The sequence below is a fragment of the Streptomyces sp. CG4 genome (assembly GCF_041080655.1).
Classification (GTDB): domain Bacteria; phylum Actinomycetota; class Actinomycetes; order Streptomycetales; family Streptomycetaceae; genus Streptomyces.
Genome location: NZ_CP163525.1, coordinates 6279898 through 6296415, shown reverse-complemented (window position 1 = coordinate 6296415; position 16518 = coordinate 6279898). Strand labels below are relative to the sequence as shown.

The 16518-nt window shown below is 70.3% G+C and carries 18 protein-coding genes and 1 tRNA gene; 9 read left to right on the top strand and 10 right to left on the bottom strand.

Going from position 1 to position 16518, the window contains the following annotated elements; translation table 11 throughout:
* Position 1 precedes the first annotated feature (1 nt).
* From AB5L52_RS28705 to AB5L52_RS28690, 4 genes are all read left to right on the top strand, one after another.
* Positions 2-199, top strand: a complete 198-nt coding sequence (locus AB5L52_RS28705) for an AlpA family transcriptional regulator (RefSeq protein ID WP_071384857.1) — start codon at positions 2-4, stop codon at positions 197-199.
* A complete protein-coding gene (locus tag AB5L52_RS28700) occupies positions 199-1461 on the top strand; it encodes a tyrosine-type recombinase/integrase (RefSeq protein ID WP_369367012.1) in 1263 nt (420 codons plus the stop codon). Before AB5L52_RS28705 ends, AB5L52_RS28700 begins: the two co-directional genes overlap by 1 nt.
* A gap of 170 nt (positions 1462-1631) precedes the next feature.
* Positions 1632-2207, top strand: a complete 576-nt coding sequence (locus AB5L52_RS28695) for a hypothetical protein (RefSeq protein WP_369367011.1) — start codon at positions 1632-1634, stop codon at positions 2205-2207.
* Positions 2208-2502: 295 nt separating this feature from the next.
* A complete protein-coding gene (locus AB5L52_RS28690) occupies positions 2503-2688 on the top strand; it encodes a hypothetical protein (RefSeq protein WP_369367010.1) in 186 nt (61 codons plus the stop codon).
* 12 nt (positions 2689-2700) lie between these two features.
* On the opposite strand, the gene AB5L52_RS28685 is transcribed toward AB5L52_RS28690, so the two are convergent.
* The 4 genes from AB5L52_RS28685 to AB5L52_RS28670 all read right to left on the bottom strand — a co-directional run bounded on the left by AB5L52_RS28685 (position 2701) and on the right by AB5L52_RS28670 (position 9593).
* On the bottom strand, positions 2701-4056 hold the full coding sequence (locus AB5L52_RS28685; RefSeq protein ID WP_351026763.1) for a TQXA domain-containing protein: 1356 nt from the start codon (positions 4054-4056) through the stop codon (positions 2701-2703).
* Positions 4057-4377: 321 nt separating this feature from the next.
* Complete coding sequence (locus AB5L52_RS28680; RefSeq protein ID WP_369367008.1) at positions 4378-4854, bottom strand: single-stranded DNA-binding protein; 477 nt, start codon at positions 4852-4854, stop codon at positions 4378-4380.
* A 626-nt stretch (positions 4855-5480) separates the two neighbouring features.
* Positions 5481-7979, bottom strand: coding sequence for a GTPase (locus AB5L52_RS28675; protein WP_369367007.1), 2499 nt, complete (start codon positions 7977-7979; stop codon positions 5481-5483).
* Positions 7980-7982: 3 nt separating this feature from the next.
* Complete coding sequence (locus tag AB5L52_RS28670; RefSeq protein WP_351026670.1) at positions 7983-9593, bottom strand: dynamin family protein; 1611 nt, start codon at positions 9591-9593, stop codon at positions 7983-7985.
* 320 nt (positions 9594-9913) lie between these two features.
* On the opposite strand from AB5L52_RS28670, the gene AB5L52_RS28665 reads away from it, so the two are divergent.
* Together AB5L52_RS28665 and AB5L52_RS28660 are read left to right on the top strand one after the other, a co-directional pair.
* Positions 9914-9986: transfer RNA gene (locus tag AB5L52_RS28665), tRNA-Arg, on the top strand.
* A 99-nt stretch (positions 9987-10085) separates the two neighbouring features.
* Positions 10086-11045, top strand: a complete 960-nt coding sequence (locus AB5L52_RS28660) for a D-2-hydroxyacid dehydrogenase family protein (RefSeq protein ID WP_369367005.1) — start codon at positions 10086-10088, stop codon at positions 11043-11045.
* 211 nt (positions 11046-11256) lie between these two features.
* Here AB5L52_RS28660 and AB5L52_RS28655 read toward each other — a convergent pair whose 3' ends face one another.
* Together AB5L52_RS28655 and AB5L52_RS28650 are read right to left on the bottom strand one after the other, a co-directional pair.
* The gene (locus AB5L52_RS28655) at positions 11257-11532 is read right to left on the bottom strand and encodes a hypothetical protein (protein ID WP_351026673.1); all 276 of its coding nucleotides are present in this window, start codon (positions 11530-11532) and stop codon (positions 11257-11259) included.
* Between the two features lie 71 nt (positions 11533-11603).
* Complete coding sequence (locus AB5L52_RS28650) at positions 11604-12362, bottom strand: hypothetical protein (protein ID WP_351026675.1); 759 nt, start codon at positions 12360-12362, stop codon at positions 11604-11606.
* A gap of 500 nt (positions 12363-12862) precedes the next feature.
* Between AB5L52_RS28650 and AB5L52_RS28645 the strand changes: the two genes are divergently transcribed.
* The 3 genes from AB5L52_RS28645 (at position 12863) to AB5L52_RS28635 (ending at position 14412) form a co-directional block, all read left to right on the top strand.
* On the top strand, positions 12863-13324 hold the full coding sequence (locus tag AB5L52_RS28645; RefSeq protein WP_351026676.1) for a hypothetical protein: 462 nt from the start codon (positions 12863-12865) through the stop codon (positions 13322-13324).
* Between the two features lie 228 nt (positions 13325-13552).
* Positions 13553-13849, top strand: a complete 297-nt coding sequence (locus AB5L52_RS28640) for a hypothetical protein (RefSeq protein ID WP_351026677.1) — start codon at positions 13553-13555, stop codon at positions 13847-13849.
* A 263-nt stretch (positions 13850-14112) separates the two neighbouring features.
* Positions 14113-14412: a hypothetical protein gene (locus AB5L52_RS28635; protein ID WP_351026679.1), complete on the top strand. Its 300-nt coding sequence runs from the start codon at positions 14113-14115 to the stop codon at positions 14410-14412.
* A gap of 144 nt (positions 14413-14556) precedes the next feature.
* On the opposite strand, the gene AB5L52_RS28630 is transcribed toward AB5L52_RS28635, so the two are convergent.
* The 4 genes from AB5L52_RS28630 to AB5L52_RS28615 all read right to left on the bottom strand — a co-directional run bounded on the left by AB5L52_RS28630 (position 14557) and on the right by AB5L52_RS28615 (position 16421).
* Positions 14557-14931 (bottom strand): hypothetical protein, encoded by a 375-nt coding sequence (locus AB5L52_RS28630; RefSeq protein ID WP_351026681.1) that lies wholly within the window; start codon positions 14929-14931, stop codon positions 14557-14559.
* Positions 14932-15269: 338 nt separating this feature from the next.
* Positions 15270-15521, bottom strand: a complete 252-nt coding sequence (locus AB5L52_RS28625; RefSeq protein ID WP_351026682.1) for a hypothetical protein — start codon at positions 15519-15521, stop codon at positions 15270-15272.
* 152 nt (positions 15522-15673) lie between these two features.
* Positions 15674-16006 carry a hypothetical protein gene (locus tag AB5L52_RS28620; RefSeq protein WP_351026683.1) on the bottom strand — a complete coding sequence of 111 codons (333 nt, stop codon included), beginning with the start codon at positions 16004-16006 and terminating at the stop codon, positions 15674-15676.
* 172 nt (positions 16007-16178) lie between these two features.
* On the bottom strand, positions 16179-16421 hold the full coding sequence (locus AB5L52_RS28615; protein WP_351026685.1) for a hypothetical protein: 243 nt from the start codon (positions 16419-16421) through the stop codon (positions 16179-16181).
* Positions 16422-16518: the final 97 nt, after the last annotated feature.

Below are 16518 nucleotides of genomic sequence, written 5' to 3'. Positions count from 1 at the left end.
CATGGCCGCAGAGCTTCCGAACCGGTTCCTGACCCCCGATGACCTGGTCGAGATGTTCGAGCTACCCAGCGTCGAGACGGTCTACCAGTGGCGCCGCAAGCACACCGGCCCGCGCGGCTTCCGTGTCGGTCGGCACCTCCGCTTCGACCCGACCGACGTGCGGGCCTGGGTCGACACCCAGCTGGGGGAGGCCGCCTGATGGCCGGCCACGTTCAGGACCGTTGGTACAGGAGCGAAGTCGGCGCGAACGGCAAGCCTCGCAGGGCCAAGACCGAGCGCTACGGCTCCGGCATGCGCTACCGAGCCCGCTACATCGGCCCGGACGGCACGGAGAAGTCCAAGAGCTTCCCTGACAAGCAGAAGAGGCTGGCAGAGAAGTGGCTGACCAACATCGAAGCCGACATGGCGCGCGGGCAGTACATCGACCCGCAAGCGGCTCGGACAACGTTCCGGGAGTACACGGATCGCTGGCTCGGGTCGCTCACGACCGATCTGACGAGCCGGGCTGCCGTCGAGGGCCGACTACGCTTGCACGCTCTGCCCTACCTCGGCACCCGCCCCATCGGCTCGTTCCAACCCGAGCACATCCGCGACTGGAACCGCCAGCTCGAAGACGCCGTGGCGTCAGCCCAGTACCGGCGCCTCATCTTCGACGCCGTCTCCTCCGTCCTGAACGCGGCCGTGGATGACCGCCTGCTGGCCTCGAACCCCTGCCGGGCCCGATCAGTCAAGGCGCCCCGTCCGACGCCGACACGCGTGCACCCGTGGTCTGCTGAACAGGTCTTCGGCGTACGGGCTGGCCTCCCCGAGCGATACATGGCCATGGTCGACCTCGGCGCCGGATGCGGTCTTCGACAGGGCGAGATCTTCGGCCTGGCCGTCGACGACATCGGGGACCTCGGCTGGCTGTACGTCCGCCAGCAAGTGAAGAAGGTTCGCGGCACGCTCGTCTTCGCACCGCCCAAGCGCGGCAAGCTCCGTGACGTCCCCCTCGACCCCGAGGTATCGGCGGCCCTCCGCGAGCACATGGAGCGCTTCCCGCCCGTCGAGGTGACCTTGCCCTGGCTGACCCCGACTGGTCCCAAGGTCAAACACCGCCTCGTCTTCACGAGCGGCATCGGCGCAGCCATCTGGAGCCAGGGGTTCAACGACCAGTCATGGAAGCCTGCTTTGGCCTCGGCCGGCATCATCCCGACTCCGGAGAAGGGCCAGCGCTACGCAGCGGCCCGCGAGCACGGCATGCACGCCCTCCGCCACTTCTACGCCTCGGTCCTCCTGGACGCCGGGGAGAACATCAAGGCCCTGAGCCTCTACCTCGGTCACAGCGACCCGGGGTTCACCCTCCGCGTCTACACACACCTCATGCCGTCCAGCGAGACCCGGACCCGGAAGGCCATCTCCGCGATGTACCAGGCCGCCGGTCACGCCCATGACGGCCCGGAGACTGCCCAGGCAGCCTGAGACAGCCCCTCATCGGCGGGAAACCTGCTGGTGAGGGGCTGTTTTCTGCCCTCACGCGGCGGACCTGTAAGTACCGGGAGGCAATGACGTCAAGCCGCAAAACGTCGTCCACAACCGCCGCACTGCGGGCAGGATGCCGCTGACGTATTCTCTCCAAGTCAGGTGGTCACATGGGAAGCGCGCTCATCGGCTTAGCCGCTGCGGTGGTTGGCGTCACAGGCACGCTTGTTGCCTCTGTCTTGTCGCAGCGTCTCCTGGCTCGCGATCAATCGGAACAGTTTCAGCGTCAGCAACAGGCGGTTGAAGCTCAGTGGCACCGTGAGCAGCAAGTAGCTGAGCTGAACCGCCGACGCGAAGGCTACATGCAAGTCAACGCGTCCTTCCGGCGCTACCGAACCCAGCTGATCAACTTCCTGTGGACTGTGCACAAGGGAGCTGTCACACCGGACGAACGCGAGCTGGTTGAGGAGGCCCGACGCGACCATCACTCCGTCCTCGCTGAGGCTCAGATGGTCGCGTCCGCAGCGGTTTTGGTCGAGCTGGACGGGATGACGACCGCGCTGTCCAGGGTCTACCGGCGGATCATGTTCCTGGAGGAAGGGAATCCGGATCCGGATGGATCATTCACCGAAATACGGACAGACTTCGTTCGGCTTTGGGAGCGTTGGGAAGGCATGCGCGCCGTGATGCGCGCCGACCTCGGCCTCGGAAGCGTGGCTGGCGAGCCACCCGCAATCGGCCCCTGAAGCGCCGCTCCCCCGCCGACGGCCCACAGACGGCCCAGGCTGCCCAACATGGCCCCTCATCGGCAAGGAAACCGCTGGTGAGGGGCCCTTTCGTGCCCTCCCCTGGCAAGTAACACCCCATCTTGCCTGAACGCCAGGCTTGGGTGTTAACCCGTTTGGTGCGGGGGCTGTGACCTGGGGGTTTTCTGTTGTCGAGGGGGGCTGGGTGGGTGGTTTTTCAGTTGAGTGGTGGTCTGCGGTGGGCAACGATGGGGCCATGAGTCACGGCTTACGTCGTATCGGTGGACTGGCGGTCATGGCCGCGGGCATCGCATTGGGTGCCTATGCGGTCTTCGGCGCCCCGCACGACTGGCACGGCACCATGGCCCTTGGGCGTTGGGCGCTAGGGCTGGGGTGTGTGGGGATGGTCAGCGGTTCGGCGCGGCTCATCTTTTCCGAGACCTCCCAGGACGGGTCGGGTACCCGGGAGGAAGAGGCGTGAGGCCGGGCGCGGTCAGCTGTCCGGCTGCTCGCGCTTGCGGAGGACCACCAGGACCGCGCCGCCGATCACCACGAAGCCGATGGCCACGCCGGCGATCAGCGGGGTGATCGCCGCGCCGCCCGTCGCGGCGAGGTCGGTGCCGGGGGCCGTGGTGCCGCCGACCGTGGCGGGGCTGGGCTCGTTGTGGGCCCGGGTCGTCTGGGTCGTGAGCATGCCCTGCGTCTTGCAGTCGAGGACGCCGGTGAAGCGGTGACGGAAGCCGTGCGGCCCGGTGATCGTGAAGTCGTAGGCCTGGTCCTCCTGGAGCGGGATGGTCACCGTGCGGGTGGTGCCCGCGGGGATGGTGTGCTCGGCGCCCATCAGCTCGAAAGTGAAGGGCTCGTTGCCCTTGTTGGCCGCGATGATGTCCACGCCGCTCTTGGCGCAGTTCTTCCGGGCCGAGACCGCCGGTATGGCGCCACGGGACGCCCAGGCGGCGGTCGCGGTCGCGGAGACCGTGGACTCGCTGGAACCGGCCAGGATCTGCGTCTGGCTGCGGCTGTCGGAGGCGAAGGCCCGGCCGACGGGCACCGTGGTCGAGGCTTGCACCGTCAGCTGCGTCGTGCCGTTCGACGCGGCCTCGGGGATGTGGAAGTACAAGCGGCTGCCGTCGTTCACGGAGGTGATGGCTTTGCCGGTCTTGTCGGTGATCCGCACCCCGCTGGTGGCCGCGTCGGCCGGCGGGCTTACGGCGACACCGGTCGCGTTGGTGTGCACGGTCACCGGTCCCAGCAGCCCGCCCGGCCGGCCGGAGACCGCAGGCGGGTCCAGGGTGAGCGAGGCTTGCGGCTCACCGAGGCCGAGGGCGCTCTTCTGCAGATAGTCGGCGAGCTTCTCGGCCTGCGGGTCGACGGCGTCGACCTTCACGTGGTCGGAATAGCGCCAGATGGCCACTTGGGTGCCGGCCGCCGCGTCCTGCTCGGTGAGCGTGCCGACGCCGGCCCGGCGGGCGAGCGCGGCCAAGTCGTTGACCTGGGGGTAGGAGTTCTGCAGGATCCAGTGGATCTTGCCGGCGTCCTTGTTGACACCCAGCGAGGTGCCGCTCCAGGAGGTCTCCTCGTAGGGGGCGTCGCGCTGGGTGGGGTTGCGGAGGTCGACGCTGTACGTCTGCAGGGCGCCGCCGCCGTCCACGGACATCTCGAACAGGCCCGCCTGCACCCGCTGGTCGCCGCCGCCCTCGTGGATCACGGCCTCGCCGTAGGTCTTCAGGCCGTTGATCGTGGCCGTCGCCCCGCCCTCGGTCTGCGGTGTCTCCTCGGCCGCTGCCGTACCGGCGCCGGACAGCACACCGGCTGCCACGAGGCCGGATGCCGCCGAGGCGGCGGCCAGGCGGGCCGCTCCGGCGGAACGGCGGAACTCAGAGAACGCAGCAAGCACAGAATTCCCCTTCGAGCAGGACCCGTTGGACGTGGGGGACGGTCCCACCAGCAGAATCGGCAGCCCCTAGGGGCACGCCCGGCATCCTATGGATCACTCGGAGCCTCTCCTGCCGGTCGGATGATCCGATGGGCGATCCGATCCGTAATCGTTATCCCCGGGACCGTCCATGAGCTGGGCATATCGACAAATCCACCGGTTCGTGCGGGGTGTTCGGCCATCGCGTCCCGCCCCGGGACCGAACGGTCCCGGCGCATCCCCCGCCTGCTGACGTCATGTCACTGCCGCTGGCTCCGGGGCATGTTGGGCCGCTTCGTCGCTCGCGGCGCCGACGGGTTGCGGTGTCTCCCAGTTCGGCTCCGGCCGGGCCGCCGTGAGGGCCTGCTCCGGTTTGGCCGCGCGCTGGAAGGCGGCCGTACCGCGTGCGAGGTCGTGGCCGATCGCCACGGCGTCGATGTCGGCGGAGGCCCACTGCTGCTGCCCCTCGCGTCCTTCCGTGCGCACCTTCAGCCGGCCCTGGACGACGAGTGGCTGGCCGATCTCCACGCACGCCGCCACGTTCACCGCGAGCTGGCGGTTGGCCCACACCGTGAAGAAGTTGGTGTGTCCGTCGGTCCAGGCGCTCTTCTCCCGGTCCCAGTAACGCGTGGTCACCGCCAGCCGGAACCGGGCCGACGACCCCGCCGCCGACTCCCGGTACACCGGCCGGGTCGCCACGTTGCCCACCACGCACACGATCGTCTCGTTCATGTCCTCGCTCCCCTCCCCCGCCCGGCCCGCGACGGCCGGACGGACACACGTACGGGCCCGTCCCGTACGGCTGCGTCTGGCGTGCCGGCGCGTACGACCGTCGTACGCACCGGCACATCCCGCCGATCGCGCGCGCCGTCCGCCGTCCCTCCGGCCGGACCCGCCGTGCGATCGCCGCGACCCCAGACTGCCTCCGCCGGGCCGAGCCCGCCGAGCGCTGTGGACGACCGCCTCACCTGTGGAAATCGCGGTCACCCGCACGAGTGATCCCCGTCCCCCGCCGCTGTCCTCACCCCCGCCGGCCGCCCCTGGCCACCGGCTCGCATCTCCCCAGGTGGCCGCGGCCTGCCGCCGGCTCAGGCACCCCCGGGCGGCCACCTCCGGTCGTCAGCCCACACACTCGAGATGTCCACAGCCGACCTCCGACTCACACCCCCGGGCAGCAGTCCCCAGTCGCCAGCCCGGACAACCCAGATGGCCCCGGCCAGCCACCGACTCGCGCATCCTGGGCCGCCGCCCCCCAGCTCACACACCCCCGCGTGGCCGCCCCAGCCCGCACAGCCCACACACCCCCGGCGGCCGCTCCCAACCCCCAACCTGAGGGCCGAGCCCTCAGCCCTCAGCCCTCAGCCCACGGTCGCCCCCGAGCCCGTCCGCGCGACCCTCCCGTACTGTTCGCGCACCTCCCGGTAGCGCAGCAGTTCCGCCGCCACCGGGTCGAGCACGCGGGCCCGGCCGCAGCCGGCGGCCGCCTCCCGTAGGCGCCGTTCCGCCTCCTGGCCGTAGCGTCTGGCCGGGCCTCTGGCCGCCATCCGGCAGCCCCACTCCACCAGCGGTCCGCCGATGATCCCGCACACCATCAGCAGCACCGGGACCCCGAGGTTGGGGCCCATGACGCCGGCGATCTGGGCCGCCAGCCACACGCCGCCCACGATCTGCAGCAGCGTCATGGCCGCCTGGACCAGCACCGCCACCGGCCACCAGCCCGGCCGCGGCGGCCGGCCGGGCGGCAGTCCGGCCCGCGCCGCCAGTTCGTCCAGCGCCTCCGACAGCCCGTGCGCGCCGCGTACGGCCGCCTCGCGCACCGCCTGCGCCCAGGGCCCGGGCAGCCCCGACGAGGCCCGGTCGGCCACCGTACGGACCGCGTGCTCCACCCGCTGCCGGGCCGTGATCTCCTCCTCGGCCTGGGGACGCACCGCATGGCGGCCCGTCGTGGCGTCGCCGCGCCCCTGGTACCAGCGCCACAGCCGCAGCCAGGGCGTGCCGCAGGCGCGGTTGGCGTTGCGCAGCCAGGCTCGCTCGGCGGCGTCGCCCGCCGCGGTGGCGCCCACCGCGTCCGCGAGCCGCGCCGCGAACTCCTCGCGTGCCTCCTCGCTGAGACCGACGCGCCGTTCGGCGGCGTAGACGGGCCGCAGGTCGGCCGCGGCGGAGTCCACGTCGGCCGCGACCCGGCGGGCCGCCGCGCCCCGCTCCGCCACGAACTGGCCGAGCGCCTCGCGCAGTTCGCCGACGCCCTCGCCGGTGAGCGCGGACAGGGCGAGCACGTTGGCGCCCGGTTCGCCGTGTTCGCCGAGCGCCACGCCGTCCTCGTCCAGCAGCCGCCGCAGATCGTCCAGGACCTGGTCGGCGGCCTCCCCGGGCAGCCGGTCGACCTGGTTGAGGACGACGAACATGATCTCGGCGTGGCCGGACATGGGCCGCAGATAGCGCTCGTGCAGGACGGCGTCGGCGTACTTCTCGGGGTCGACCACCCAGATCACCGCGTCGACCAGCTTCAGGATCCGGTCGACCTGTTCGCGGTGCTGTACGGCGGCGGAGTCGTGGTCGGGCAGGTCGACCAGGACGAGCCCGCGCAGCTCCGCCTCGTTGTCCGGGTTGTGCGCGGGGCGGCGGCGCAGCCGGCCCGGGATGCCCAGCCGGTCGATGAGGCCTGCCGCGCCGTCGCTCCAGCTGCACGCGATGGGGGCGGCCGTGGTCGGGCGACGTACCCCGGTCTCCGAGATGGCCACGCCGGCGAGGGCGTTGAACAGCTGCGACTTGCCGCTGCCGGTGGCGCCCGCGATGGCGATGACGGTGTGCCGGCCGGAGAGTTTGCGGCGGGCGGCCGCCTCGTCCAGGACGCGGCCCGCCTCGGCGAGGGTGTGGTGGTCCAGCCGGGCGCGGGAGAGGCCGACGAGTTCGCGCAGGGCGTCGAGGCGGGAGCGCAACGGACCGTCGTACGCCAGTGGAGGCGGGGGGTTGCTGCCCTGGCCCCGGGTGTCGGTCTCGCGTTCGGCGGCGAGCGCGGCGGCTCCGGCGTCCGTGATGCGGCGGGCGATCAGGCCGTCGTCCCAGGTCTCCGCAGACTCGGAGCCGGAGTCGGAGCTGGGGCTGGAGCTGGAGTCGGCGCCGGAGCCGACGCCACTGTCGGTGTCGGTGACGGCCTCGGATCTGCGCCGGAGGGGCGCCGCGTCGCTGGGGCCGGGTTGCCGGGGCGTGCGGTGCGGCGGGCGGAAACCTCGGCCGCCTGCCGCGTCGGCGCTCCTGCCGAGGGCGGGCGCGGCCGCCCGACCCATGTCCTGGTCCGTCACGCGCGCGTCCCGCTCCCGAGGTGATCCCGCCAACGGCCCGCGGATCTGCGGCTCTGCGGCCGCGTCCTCCTGCGCCCCGCGCGACGCCCCACGCGACACCCCGCGCGCGTGCCACCGCCGCTGCGGGTCCATACCCGCGGCCTCGGCGTCGCTCGCATCACGTCCGTCACGTCCGTCACGTCCATCGCGTCCGTCGCGGCGGCCGCGGTGATCGCGTTGATCGCGTTGATCGCGTTGATCGTCTTCGGCGTCCTCCCCCTCGGCCTCGGCCTCGGCCTCGGCCCAGTTCTCGACCGCGTCCGCCGCCGAGGCGGCCGGTGCGGAGTCCAGGCCCGGAGCCTCGGTCCGGTCTTCAGGTACGGCGGAGGCGGCTGCGGTGCCGGGTGCCTCGACGGCGGTGTCGCCGGGAGCTCCCGGGCCCGGGGGCACCAGCTCCCCGAGAAGGTCGCCACGCTCTCCGGGGTTCACGACCTCGGAATTCATGTGACCGCTGTGCTCAGTAGGCGCCATGTGGTCGGTGTGCTCCATGTGGTCCTGATCAGTGGCGGCCGTCACCGGTCACCTCTCCTTCTGCAGTACGGACAGCGCGGCGATGAGTTCGGCCTGCGGCGCGGGCTGGACGTCAAGGGACTCCAGCGCGGCGAGGCGCCGCTCGCGTTCGGCGTTCATGACACGGTCCACGTACTCGGTCAGCAGGCGCCCCGCCCGCTCGCGCAGCCGCAGCGCGCCCTGGGCGCCCATCCGGGAGGCGAGCCCCTCGCCCGCGTTGCGCGCCCGGCGCCCGCCCAGCAGCGCGGTGGCGACGACGGAGGCGACGATCTCGGGGTCGGGTGCGGAGGTACGCTCCAGCACCCGCACCTCGTCCTCGGCGTACTCCTCCAACTCGCGCCGCCAGCGCCGTACGGCGAGGCCGATGCGGTGCTCGGCGGTCTCCACGGAGAGGCCGCGCTCGGCGAGGCCCGGGGCGCCTGCCGCGGGCTCGTGCCGCCATGCCTCGTCGATGCGCTCGTCCGCGGCCGTGACGGAGCACAGCAGCAGGGCGCCCAGGCTCTCCACGAGCGCGTCGAGGAGTTCGGCGGGGGTGCAGTCCAGCGGGAAGGCCCGCCAGCGCTTGAGCGCGTCCCCGGCGAGCACGGCACCGGACTGCAGGCGGCCGCGTACGCGCGCGTGCTCGGTGTCGTAGGCGGCGTCCACGGCGGAGGTGAGCCGGAGGGCGGCCGCGTACTGGGCGGCGGCCGCGCTGGCCAGCTCGGGCATGCGCGACTGGAGCGAGTCGAGGAGGCCGTAGGCGGTACGGGCCATGACGTGCTGCCGGGCGGCGGGGTCCTGGGCGTGGTGGACGAGCCAGTTCTTCAGGGGCGCCACGGCGGTGGCGGGCAGCAGTCCGGCGCCCCACGCGGACTCGGGCAGCTCGGGCACCGTGAAGCGGGGTACGTCACCGAGTCCGGCCTTGGTGAGCAGGGCGCCGTACTGCCGGGAGACCTCGGAGACGACCTGGTGAGGCACCCGGTCCAGCACGGTGACGAGGGTGGCGTCGTACTCCTTGGCGGTGCGCAGCAGATGCCAGGGGACGGCGTCGGCGTAGCGGGTCGCCGTCGTGACCATGATCCAGATGTCGGCGGCGCAGATCAGCTCGGCGGCGAGGACACGATTGTCGGCGATCAGCGAGTCGATGTCGGGCGCGTCGAGGAGGGCGAGCCCGCGCGGGAGGGTCTCGGCGGTCTCGATGCGCAGCACGCGCATGGGCTCCTCGCGGGCGGGCAGCAGCAGATCGTCGACAGGGTCCTGCTGAGCCGCCCACACCCGGGTCAGCTCCGGCAGCACGCGCATGGTGCTGAACCAGTGGTGGTCCTCCGGATGACAGACGAGGACCGGCGTCCGGGTCGTCGGCCGCAGCACGCCCGCCTCGCTCACCCGCCGCCCGACGAGGGAGTTGACCAGCGTCGACTTGCCCGCGCCGGTGGATCCCCCGACGACGGCCAGCAGCGGCGCCTCGGGCTCTCGCAGGCGGGGTACGAGATAGTCGTCGAGCTGCGCGAGGAGTTCGTCGCGGTTGGCACGCGCGCGTGCGGCCCCGGGCAGGGGCAGCGGAAAGCGTGTGGCGGCGACACGATCGCGCAGAGCGGAAAGTGTGTCGAGCAGCTGAGGCCGTACGTCCAAGGTCACCACATGCGAAGAATGCCCAATTTTAGGGGAATTCTGAAGCATATAGACATGTCTGCGTGCCGAGAGGACGGAACGGACGGAAGGAACCATTGGGACACGGGCACAGTCCAGGCATAACGAGTGCACAACACCCGGGGCGTCGGACGCCAAAAGCGATGCACGAATCGCACCTGCCTGCGATTATCAGGACCGCTTCACCGAACCTCCACATCGAGCCACGGAGGCGAAGCAGCGGGGTCAAGGAACCGGGAGCCCTATCCTTGTCCCCGGGTCACGTCACGGATCAGCCCGACCAGGGCATCCGCACGAGGCCACCACACCAGGCCCCCGTAGCTCAGTGGATAGAGCAGGCGCCTTCTAAGCGCTTGGCCGCAGGTTCGAGTCCTGCCGGGGGCGCCCGTGCCCAGCCCTCCCCCTCCGGGAGGGCTTTTTGCTGCCCGGGGCAGACTGGCCCCCGTCCGTGAGAGGTGACAGGTACTCGGCAGGAGAGACGACGTGCGACTTCGCTGTGCGGTGCTGGACGACTTCCAGGGTGTGGCCACCGAGTTGGCCGACTGGTCGGTACTCGAGGACACGGTGGAGGTCTTCTCGCTGCGGGAGCACCTGGACGGCGAGGACGCCCTGGTCGCGGCTCTCGCCGGCTGCGACATCGTCGTCACGCTGCGCGAACGCGTCCCCTTCCCCGGCTCGCTGTTCGCCCGGCTGCCCCGGCTGAAGCTGCTCATCGCCTCCGGCATGCGCAACACCGTCATCGACTACGCCGCGGCGAAGGCGCACGGCGTCACCGTGTGCGGTACGCAGAGCTCGGGCATCCCGCCCGCCGAGCTGACCTGGGCGCTGCTGCTCGGCCTCGCGCGCGGGCTCGTCGAGGAGAGCACCGCGTTGCGCGCGAACGGCCCCTGGCAGTCCACCGTGGGCGCCGATCTGCACGGCGCGCGGCTGGGGGTGCTCGGCCTCGGCAGGATCGGCGGCCACGTGGCCCGGGTCGGGCTCGCCTTCGGCATGCGGGTGAGTGCGTGGAGCCCGCGCCTGACCAAGGAGCGCGCCGCGGAACACGGTGTCGAACTGGCGGGGTCCAAGGAGGATTTGCTGGCCACCGGCGACTTCGTCACCGTCCAGGTGCCCGGGGGCGACGGCACCCGCGGCCTCATCGGCGCCGCCGAGCTGTCCCTGATGAAACCGACCGCCTACCTGATCAACACCTCCCGGGCGTCGGTCGTCGACCAGGACGCCCTGCTGGCCGCGCTGCACGCGGGCCGGATCGCGGGCGCCGGGGTGGACGTCTTCGACATCGAGCCGCTGCCCGCCGACCACCCGATGCGCACCGCCCCCCGCCTCCTCGCCACCCCGCATCTCGGCTACGTCTCGCACGCCAACTACACGACGTACTACCGCCAGGCGGTGGAGGACATCCAGGCCTACCTGGCCGGGACCCCGCTACGACTCCTGTCCTGAGCCCCGGCCGCACACAATCCGAATCCCGGCCGCGCAGAACCTGAGCCCCGGCCGCACAGAACCTGGATCCCGGCCGCGCAAAAAAGCGCCGGACCCTCCCTGGTGTCCACAGGGAAGGTCCGGCGCTGCCCGTCACCGGGTCGCCGCGGTGCTTCTGCGCACCGCCCGTCCGCGGCCGGAGCCGCACGGCTCCGGCCTGCGACGAAGCCGGTCAGAGGGCCTTGCTGTTGCAGCCCATGTCCGAACCGAGGTTGGTGGGCTGCGCGCCCGGGGATCCCTCGCCGTTGAGCAGGTTGCCGGCCAGGCCGTTGACGGCGCCGACGCTGCCGAGCACATTGATGTTCATGTCGTGCGAACGACACTCGGTGGACTGTGCGACCTCGAGGTCGTGGCCCGGCTCACCGTGTGCGAAGGCGGTGTTGACGCCGAGGGAGCCGACACTTCCGAGCATGGCGCCCACGAGGACGGCCTTCTGAAACGTGCGCATCACTTCTCCATGGTCGAGCGGTTGCGATCTGCGGCAGATCGAGTGGGGACGGCGGACATCGCCGAAGGCGGTCAGCCGATTCGGGGCAGACCCAGCGAGCCGACGGGAGGCGCGGCGACCTGCCCGAGGCCGAGCCCGGGCGCCCGCGGGGTGTCCGGTGCGAGCAGCGGGTTGACGAGCGGGTTCACCTGCGGGTTCACCGACGGGTTCACCTGCGGGGCGACGCGCGGCGGGCCATCCGCGGCGCCGAAGGTCTGCGGCATGGCGACCTGCGGGGCGACCCTCGGCATGACCTCAGGCGCGGACTGCGGGCTGACCTGCGGCATGACCTGCGCCGGCTGCTGGGGGGCGGGAGCCGGGGCCGGCTGCGGGGCGGCCGGCGGGTCGTACGACGGCCCGTTCGAGGCCTGCGCGGAGCCGCCCGACGAGGCCGAGGCGACGGCGTAACCGGTCGGCGGCTGCTGCGGCATGGGAGGCGGCGGCGGAGGGGCCTGCATCATCGGCTGGGGGTACGGCTGCGGGGCGACCTGTGCGTAGCCGCGCGAGTGGGACGCCGCCTCGGCCATCGGGCCGCTCGGCGGGGGCGGCGCGTACTGCGGCACGTACTGGGGCGGCCCGTACTGCGGTGCGTACTGCGGCGGCCCGTACTGCGGCACGTACTGCGGTGGCCCGTACTGCGGCGGCCCGTACTGCGGTGCGGGGTACTCGGGAGCCGACATTGGAGCGGCACCGTATCCGACGGGAGCGTCGGCATGGCTGACGCCGGCGCCGATGGCGGTCAGACCGCCGGCCGCTGCTGCGACGACAGCGGCCTTGTGAAGCTTGCGCATGGAACCCTCGGCCCTTCGAAACCTGAACAGGAAATCCGTTGTATTTCAGTGCAGTCTCATGTGCGCCCAGTCCGATTTTCGTACTGTGCCTTTACGGGGTAACTACCGGGCCGTACACGGACTCACGCCGGAGCCGGCAGCGAATTCCGTAACCCCTCCGTGATCCATGATCGCTGCCCTCTCCCAGCTGGCAACGACTTTTCCCCCGCCCCGGTCACGGGACTTGAAAGCCCGTCACCCGTTTGCCATTGACGGCCGGTCGCCCCGGAGCATGATTGCAGAGGCGTCCGGAACGCGGCGGCGCGGCGCACAGCGGCCTCGGGCAAATGGGTGATCAGGGCCCGGAACACCGTATCCATGGCCGCACTTACGTCGTTCCCACTGGGCCAGAGCGATGGTCCGTCGCAACCGCACAGGGCAGCAAGAACAGCAACAACTGCACTGGCTCACCAGCATTTTGAATCGTTCCGTGCACAGGTCAATGAAGGGCCGAGGGTTTCATGCGCAAGCTCCAGCAAGTCGCGCTCATCGTCGCAGCAGCCGGCGGTTTGTCCGCCGTCGGCGCCGGCCCCAGCTCCGCCGCTCCGGACTACAACGGCGGTTATCCGCCCCCCGCTTCACAGCCGGACGCCCAGGCCTCTTCGGCGAGCTCCGCGGGGGCCACCGCACAGAGCTACGGCCCGCAGCAGGCGGCTCCGCCGCAGCGGGGCGCCGAGGTCACCCCGGAGATCAACCCGAACCTGAGCCCCTCTCTCAGCCCCCAGATCTCCCCGCAGGCGACCCCGGGGCAGGGCGGCGACTCGCTCCAGAGCAACCTCTTCCGTCCGTCCCAGGAGTGCAGCCCGCAGTCCCTGTTGGGCGCGAACGTCCCGGTCGCCGTACTTGCCGCCGCCGACACCCATGGGATCGAGTGCAGCCAGGGCAACACGCAGTCGAACGCTCTCGCCCACTCCGGGCACTGACTTCGGGCACCAGAGCCGTCCGACAACCGAACACCGACGCCCGACGGGCCCTTCGAGGAACACCCTCGAAGGGCCCGTGCGCATGCGATGCGGCTTTCGGGTGCTTTTGCCAATAGATCATGAACTCGGCGCGTCGCTGTCCGTTTTGGGGTATTTCCTATTAATCTCCGGTAACTGTAAGAAGGCGATCAGCTACAGATCGCAACCTCTCACTCCACCGGAGATGACATGCACAAGCTTCGCAAGGCCGCCGTCCTGATCGCGGCCATCGGCAGCATCGGACTCGTCGGCGGCACCGCACACGCCGGAGGCCAGGAAGGCGGCAAGGAAGGCGGCGGCAAGGGCGACCGCTTCAGCGTCCTCCAGAGCTCCAACTGCAAGTCGCACGACCTGAACCTGGACGTCCTCGGCGAGGTCGGCATCCTCAACGGCCTGCTGGGCAACGCGCTCAACGGCGAGGGTGACCCGGGCGCCCAGGCCACTCACATCGGCTCGACGATGGGCTGCAGCAACAGCGCGTTCTGAACCCAGAGCCACACCGCCCGACCAGAGCGGTAAATGATCCCGGCACCGAGCCCGAGGCTAGGTGCCGGGACTTTTTTGTGCCCATCATTAAGCATTTTTTATATCCTGCTAAGCATTCAGAATGATCATTGAGCATTCGGAGTGAAGAGAATTACGAATTCGGCGCGTCGCTGTTTGTCTTCGGATATTTCCTATTACCCTCGGTTACTGTTCGAAGTCGATCTCTCACGGATCGCATCCACTTCACTTCCACCGGAGTAGACATGCACAAGCTGCGCAAGGCTGCCGTCCTGGTCGCCGCCCTCGGGAGCGTCGGACTCCTGGGCGCCGGCGCCGCTCACGCCGGCCAGGGCTTTGACGGAGGCGGCAAGAGCGGCGGTTCCCGCTTCAGCGTCCTGCAGAGCACCACCTGCAGGTCCCACGACCTCAACGCCGACGTCCTCGGCGAAGTCGGCATCCTCAACGGCGCGCTGGGCAACGCGCTCAACGGTGAGGGCAACGCCGGTGCGCAGGAGTCGTCGCTCGGCTCGAACATGGGCTGCAACAACAGCGTCGGCAAGTAAGTAGCCGCAAGCAGGACACCTTCCCCGGTGTCCCGGCCGCGAGGCCGGGACACCGGGGATCCTCATGTCGCGGGCAGGATCCGGCTCCAGAAAGCCGAAAAGCCGGACCGGGGTGATCCCGGTCCGGCGTTTTCCGATCGTGCGTCAGAGCACGATGTGCGGCTTCACGATCTGCGGCTTCACGATCTGCGGCTTCTTGAACCCCTTGGGCAGCTTCAGCTCGTTGGAGCAGGTCACCACCGCGCCGACGTTCTTGGATCCGCCGGCCAGCAGGTCGTCGCCGGGGCCCACCAGACGCGGCCGGTCGACGACCGAGCAGTCCTGCGCCTGCTTGATGACGTGCTTGCCGTGCTGGTCGGTGCGGGTCTCGCTCTTGTGGATGCAGATGGTGTCGCCCATGGCGGTGCTCTTGCAGTCACCCTTGGGGTCGACGGTGTGCGCGTGTGCGGTGCCGACACAGATCACGGCGAGACTTCCGACGAGCCCCGTGACGGTCGCAATTTTCTGCCGGGTGAACATGTGATGTGTTCCTTTGCGCTGGAGGCCCGGCGTCCGCGCCATCGACCGGCGCGCACCCGGGCCTTGGAGGAGGTCGAAGGGGGGACCCAGCGCCTGGACGCATGAACGGATGCGTCCGGCGGCGGCATTGCCGCAGCCCGGACGCGCACCCTGAGGGGTCTGTCGCGCGTCCGGGCTGCCTTCGCCATGGGGTATTACTCAGCACACCGGCGAACAGTCCGAGTTGGTCCGGGACTAGGACGTACCGTTCGTGCGATGTGCATATCGCGTTCCAAAGGAATGTCGATGCGCCACGGCCGCTGCACGGTCACTCGTGGGCATCGTGGACCTGAGTGGTCTTACTGACCGCCGCCCTGACCCGCGTACTCGCCGCCGCTGCCCTCGGGAGCGGGGTCGTCGTGCCCCTTGCCTCCGTCGTGGGTGTTGTAGCCGCCGTACGTGGCCACGGCGTTGGCCGACGAGTTGGCCACAGCGGTGTACTCCTGCGTCGGGTGGCCCTCTTCGCCGCCGGCGAAGCTGACACCGACGCCGAGTGCGGACAGCCCCGCAACCGCTGCCGCTACGACCGCTGCACGCTGAAACTTACGCATGATTGACCCTTTCTTGCCCGGGCACACAGCCCTGGTTGACTACTTATCGTGAGCATATACACACAATAGGTAGCAATTCGGGATCTTCGGTCATACGTCGTGTCGGCTCACAGCTCGATTCGTCGGGAGTCGGGAGGCTCCGGCGCGGAGTCTCAGTCCAGCAGGCCGGGCAATTCCATTTTTCCGTCGCCCTTGTCGCGGGGCGGCGTGGAGCAGGTCACCTCGGGCCCGTACTTGATCGTCCCGCTGCCCAGGGCGGCCGGCAGCGTGATGGGCTGCATCGGCATGCAGTTGTCCTGGTGGGGAAGGGCGCCACCCTCGGGCACCTCGCCCTGGATCCGCTGGATGCAGGTGACGTTGCCCTGAATGTCACGCGTGCAGATCCCCGGGTCCGCCGCGGCGTATCCCTGGGCGAGGCCGGTACAGGTCACGGCGAGGCCGCCGACGAGCCCCGAGACGGCCACGAGCTTCTTTCTACTGAGCATGTGATGCGTTTCCTTTGTGAGGGACGTCAGGGCACCGTGTGCCGCGAACCGGCCGCGCCCTGCCCTGACTTCGTCCTGGGAGCCGGGCGACCGGCCGGGCGTGAAGGGAACCCTCCGGAAGGTGACCCGAAGGGTTCCGCGGACGGCGTCGGGACTGCCGACGCCGTCGACCTCAGCCAGTGAAGGCGTTGTTGAACTGACCGCAGGTGGTGTCCAAGGTCTGCGAGAGACCGAGCACGCTGACCGGGAGGCTGCCGTCGGCCACCGTCTGCGGGCTGCACTCCTGGTAGGGGCGGTAGAGGTCGTTCACCTCAACCCCGCGACCGTGGGCGTAGGCCGCACCGGCGCCGGCACCGACGCCGGCCAGACCGCCGGCCGCCACTGCTGCGATCACGACTTGCTGAAGCTTGCGCATGGAACCCTCGGTTCTTCCTTGCTTGGACATCGAGGCTGATTGCCTACCGTGACTGAGTGAACACTACCAGTAGCGATACGCGGTATTCCACTTTGCC

Excerpts from the sequence above, each read along its gene's own strand:
- AB5L52_RS28705 (WP_071384857.1), top strand. The coding sequence starts at position 2 with ATGGCCGCAGAGCTTCCGAACCGGTTCCTGACCCCCGATGACCTGGTC.
- AB5L52_RS28700 (WP_369367012.1), top strand. The coding sequence starts at position 199 with ATGGCCGGCCACGTTCAGGACCGTTGGTACAGGAGCGAAGTCGGCGCG.
- AB5L52_RS28695 (WP_369367011.1), top strand. The coding sequence starts at position 1,632 with ATGGGAAGCGCGCTCATCGGCTTAGCCGCTGCGGTGGTTGGCGTCACA.
- AB5L52_RS28690 (WP_369367010.1), top strand. The coding sequence starts at position 2,503 with ATGGCCGCGGGCATCGCATTGGGTGCCTATGCGGTCTTCGGCGCCCCG.
- AB5L52_RS28680 (WP_369367008.1), bottom strand. The coding sequence starts at position 4,854 with ATGAACGAGACGATCGTGTGCGTGGTGGGCAACGTGGCGACCCGGCCG.
- AB5L52_RS28655 (WP_351026673.1), bottom strand. The coding sequence starts at position 11,532 with ATGCGCACGTTTCAGAAGGCCGTCCTCGTGGGCGCCATGCTCGGAAGT.
- AB5L52_RS28650 (WP_351026675.1), bottom strand. The coding sequence starts at position 12,362 with ATGCGCAAGCTTCACAAGGCCGCTGTCGTCGCAGCAGCGGCCGGCGGT.
- AB5L52_RS28645 (WP_351026676.1), top strand. The coding sequence starts at position 12,863 with ATGCGCAAGCTCCAGCAAGTCGCGCTCATCGTCGCAGCAGCCGGCGGT.
- AB5L52_RS28640 (WP_351026677.1), top strand. The coding sequence starts at position 13,553 with ATGCACAAGCTTCGCAAGGCCGCCGTCCTGATCGCGGCCATCGGCAGC.
- AB5L52_RS28635 (WP_351026679.1), top strand. The coding sequence starts at position 14,113 with ATGCACAAGCTGCGCAAGGCTGCCGTCCTGGTCGCCGCCCTCGGGAGC.
- AB5L52_RS28630 (WP_351026681.1), bottom strand. The coding sequence starts at position 14,931 with ATGTTCACCCGGCAGAAAATTGCGACCGTCACGGGGCTCGTCGGAAGT.
- AB5L52_RS28625 (WP_351026682.1), bottom strand. The coding sequence starts at position 15,521 with ATGCGTAAGTTTCAGCGTGCAGCGGTCGTAGCGGCAGCGGTTGCGGGG.
- AB5L52_RS28620 (WP_351026683.1), bottom strand. The coding sequence starts at position 16,006 with ATGCTCAGTAGAAAGAAGCTCGTGGCCGTCTCGGGGCTCGTCGGCGGC.
- AB5L52_RS28615 (WP_351026685.1), bottom strand. The coding sequence starts at position 16,421 with ATGCGCAAGCTTCAGCAAGTCGTGATCGCAGCAGTGGCGGCCGGCGGT.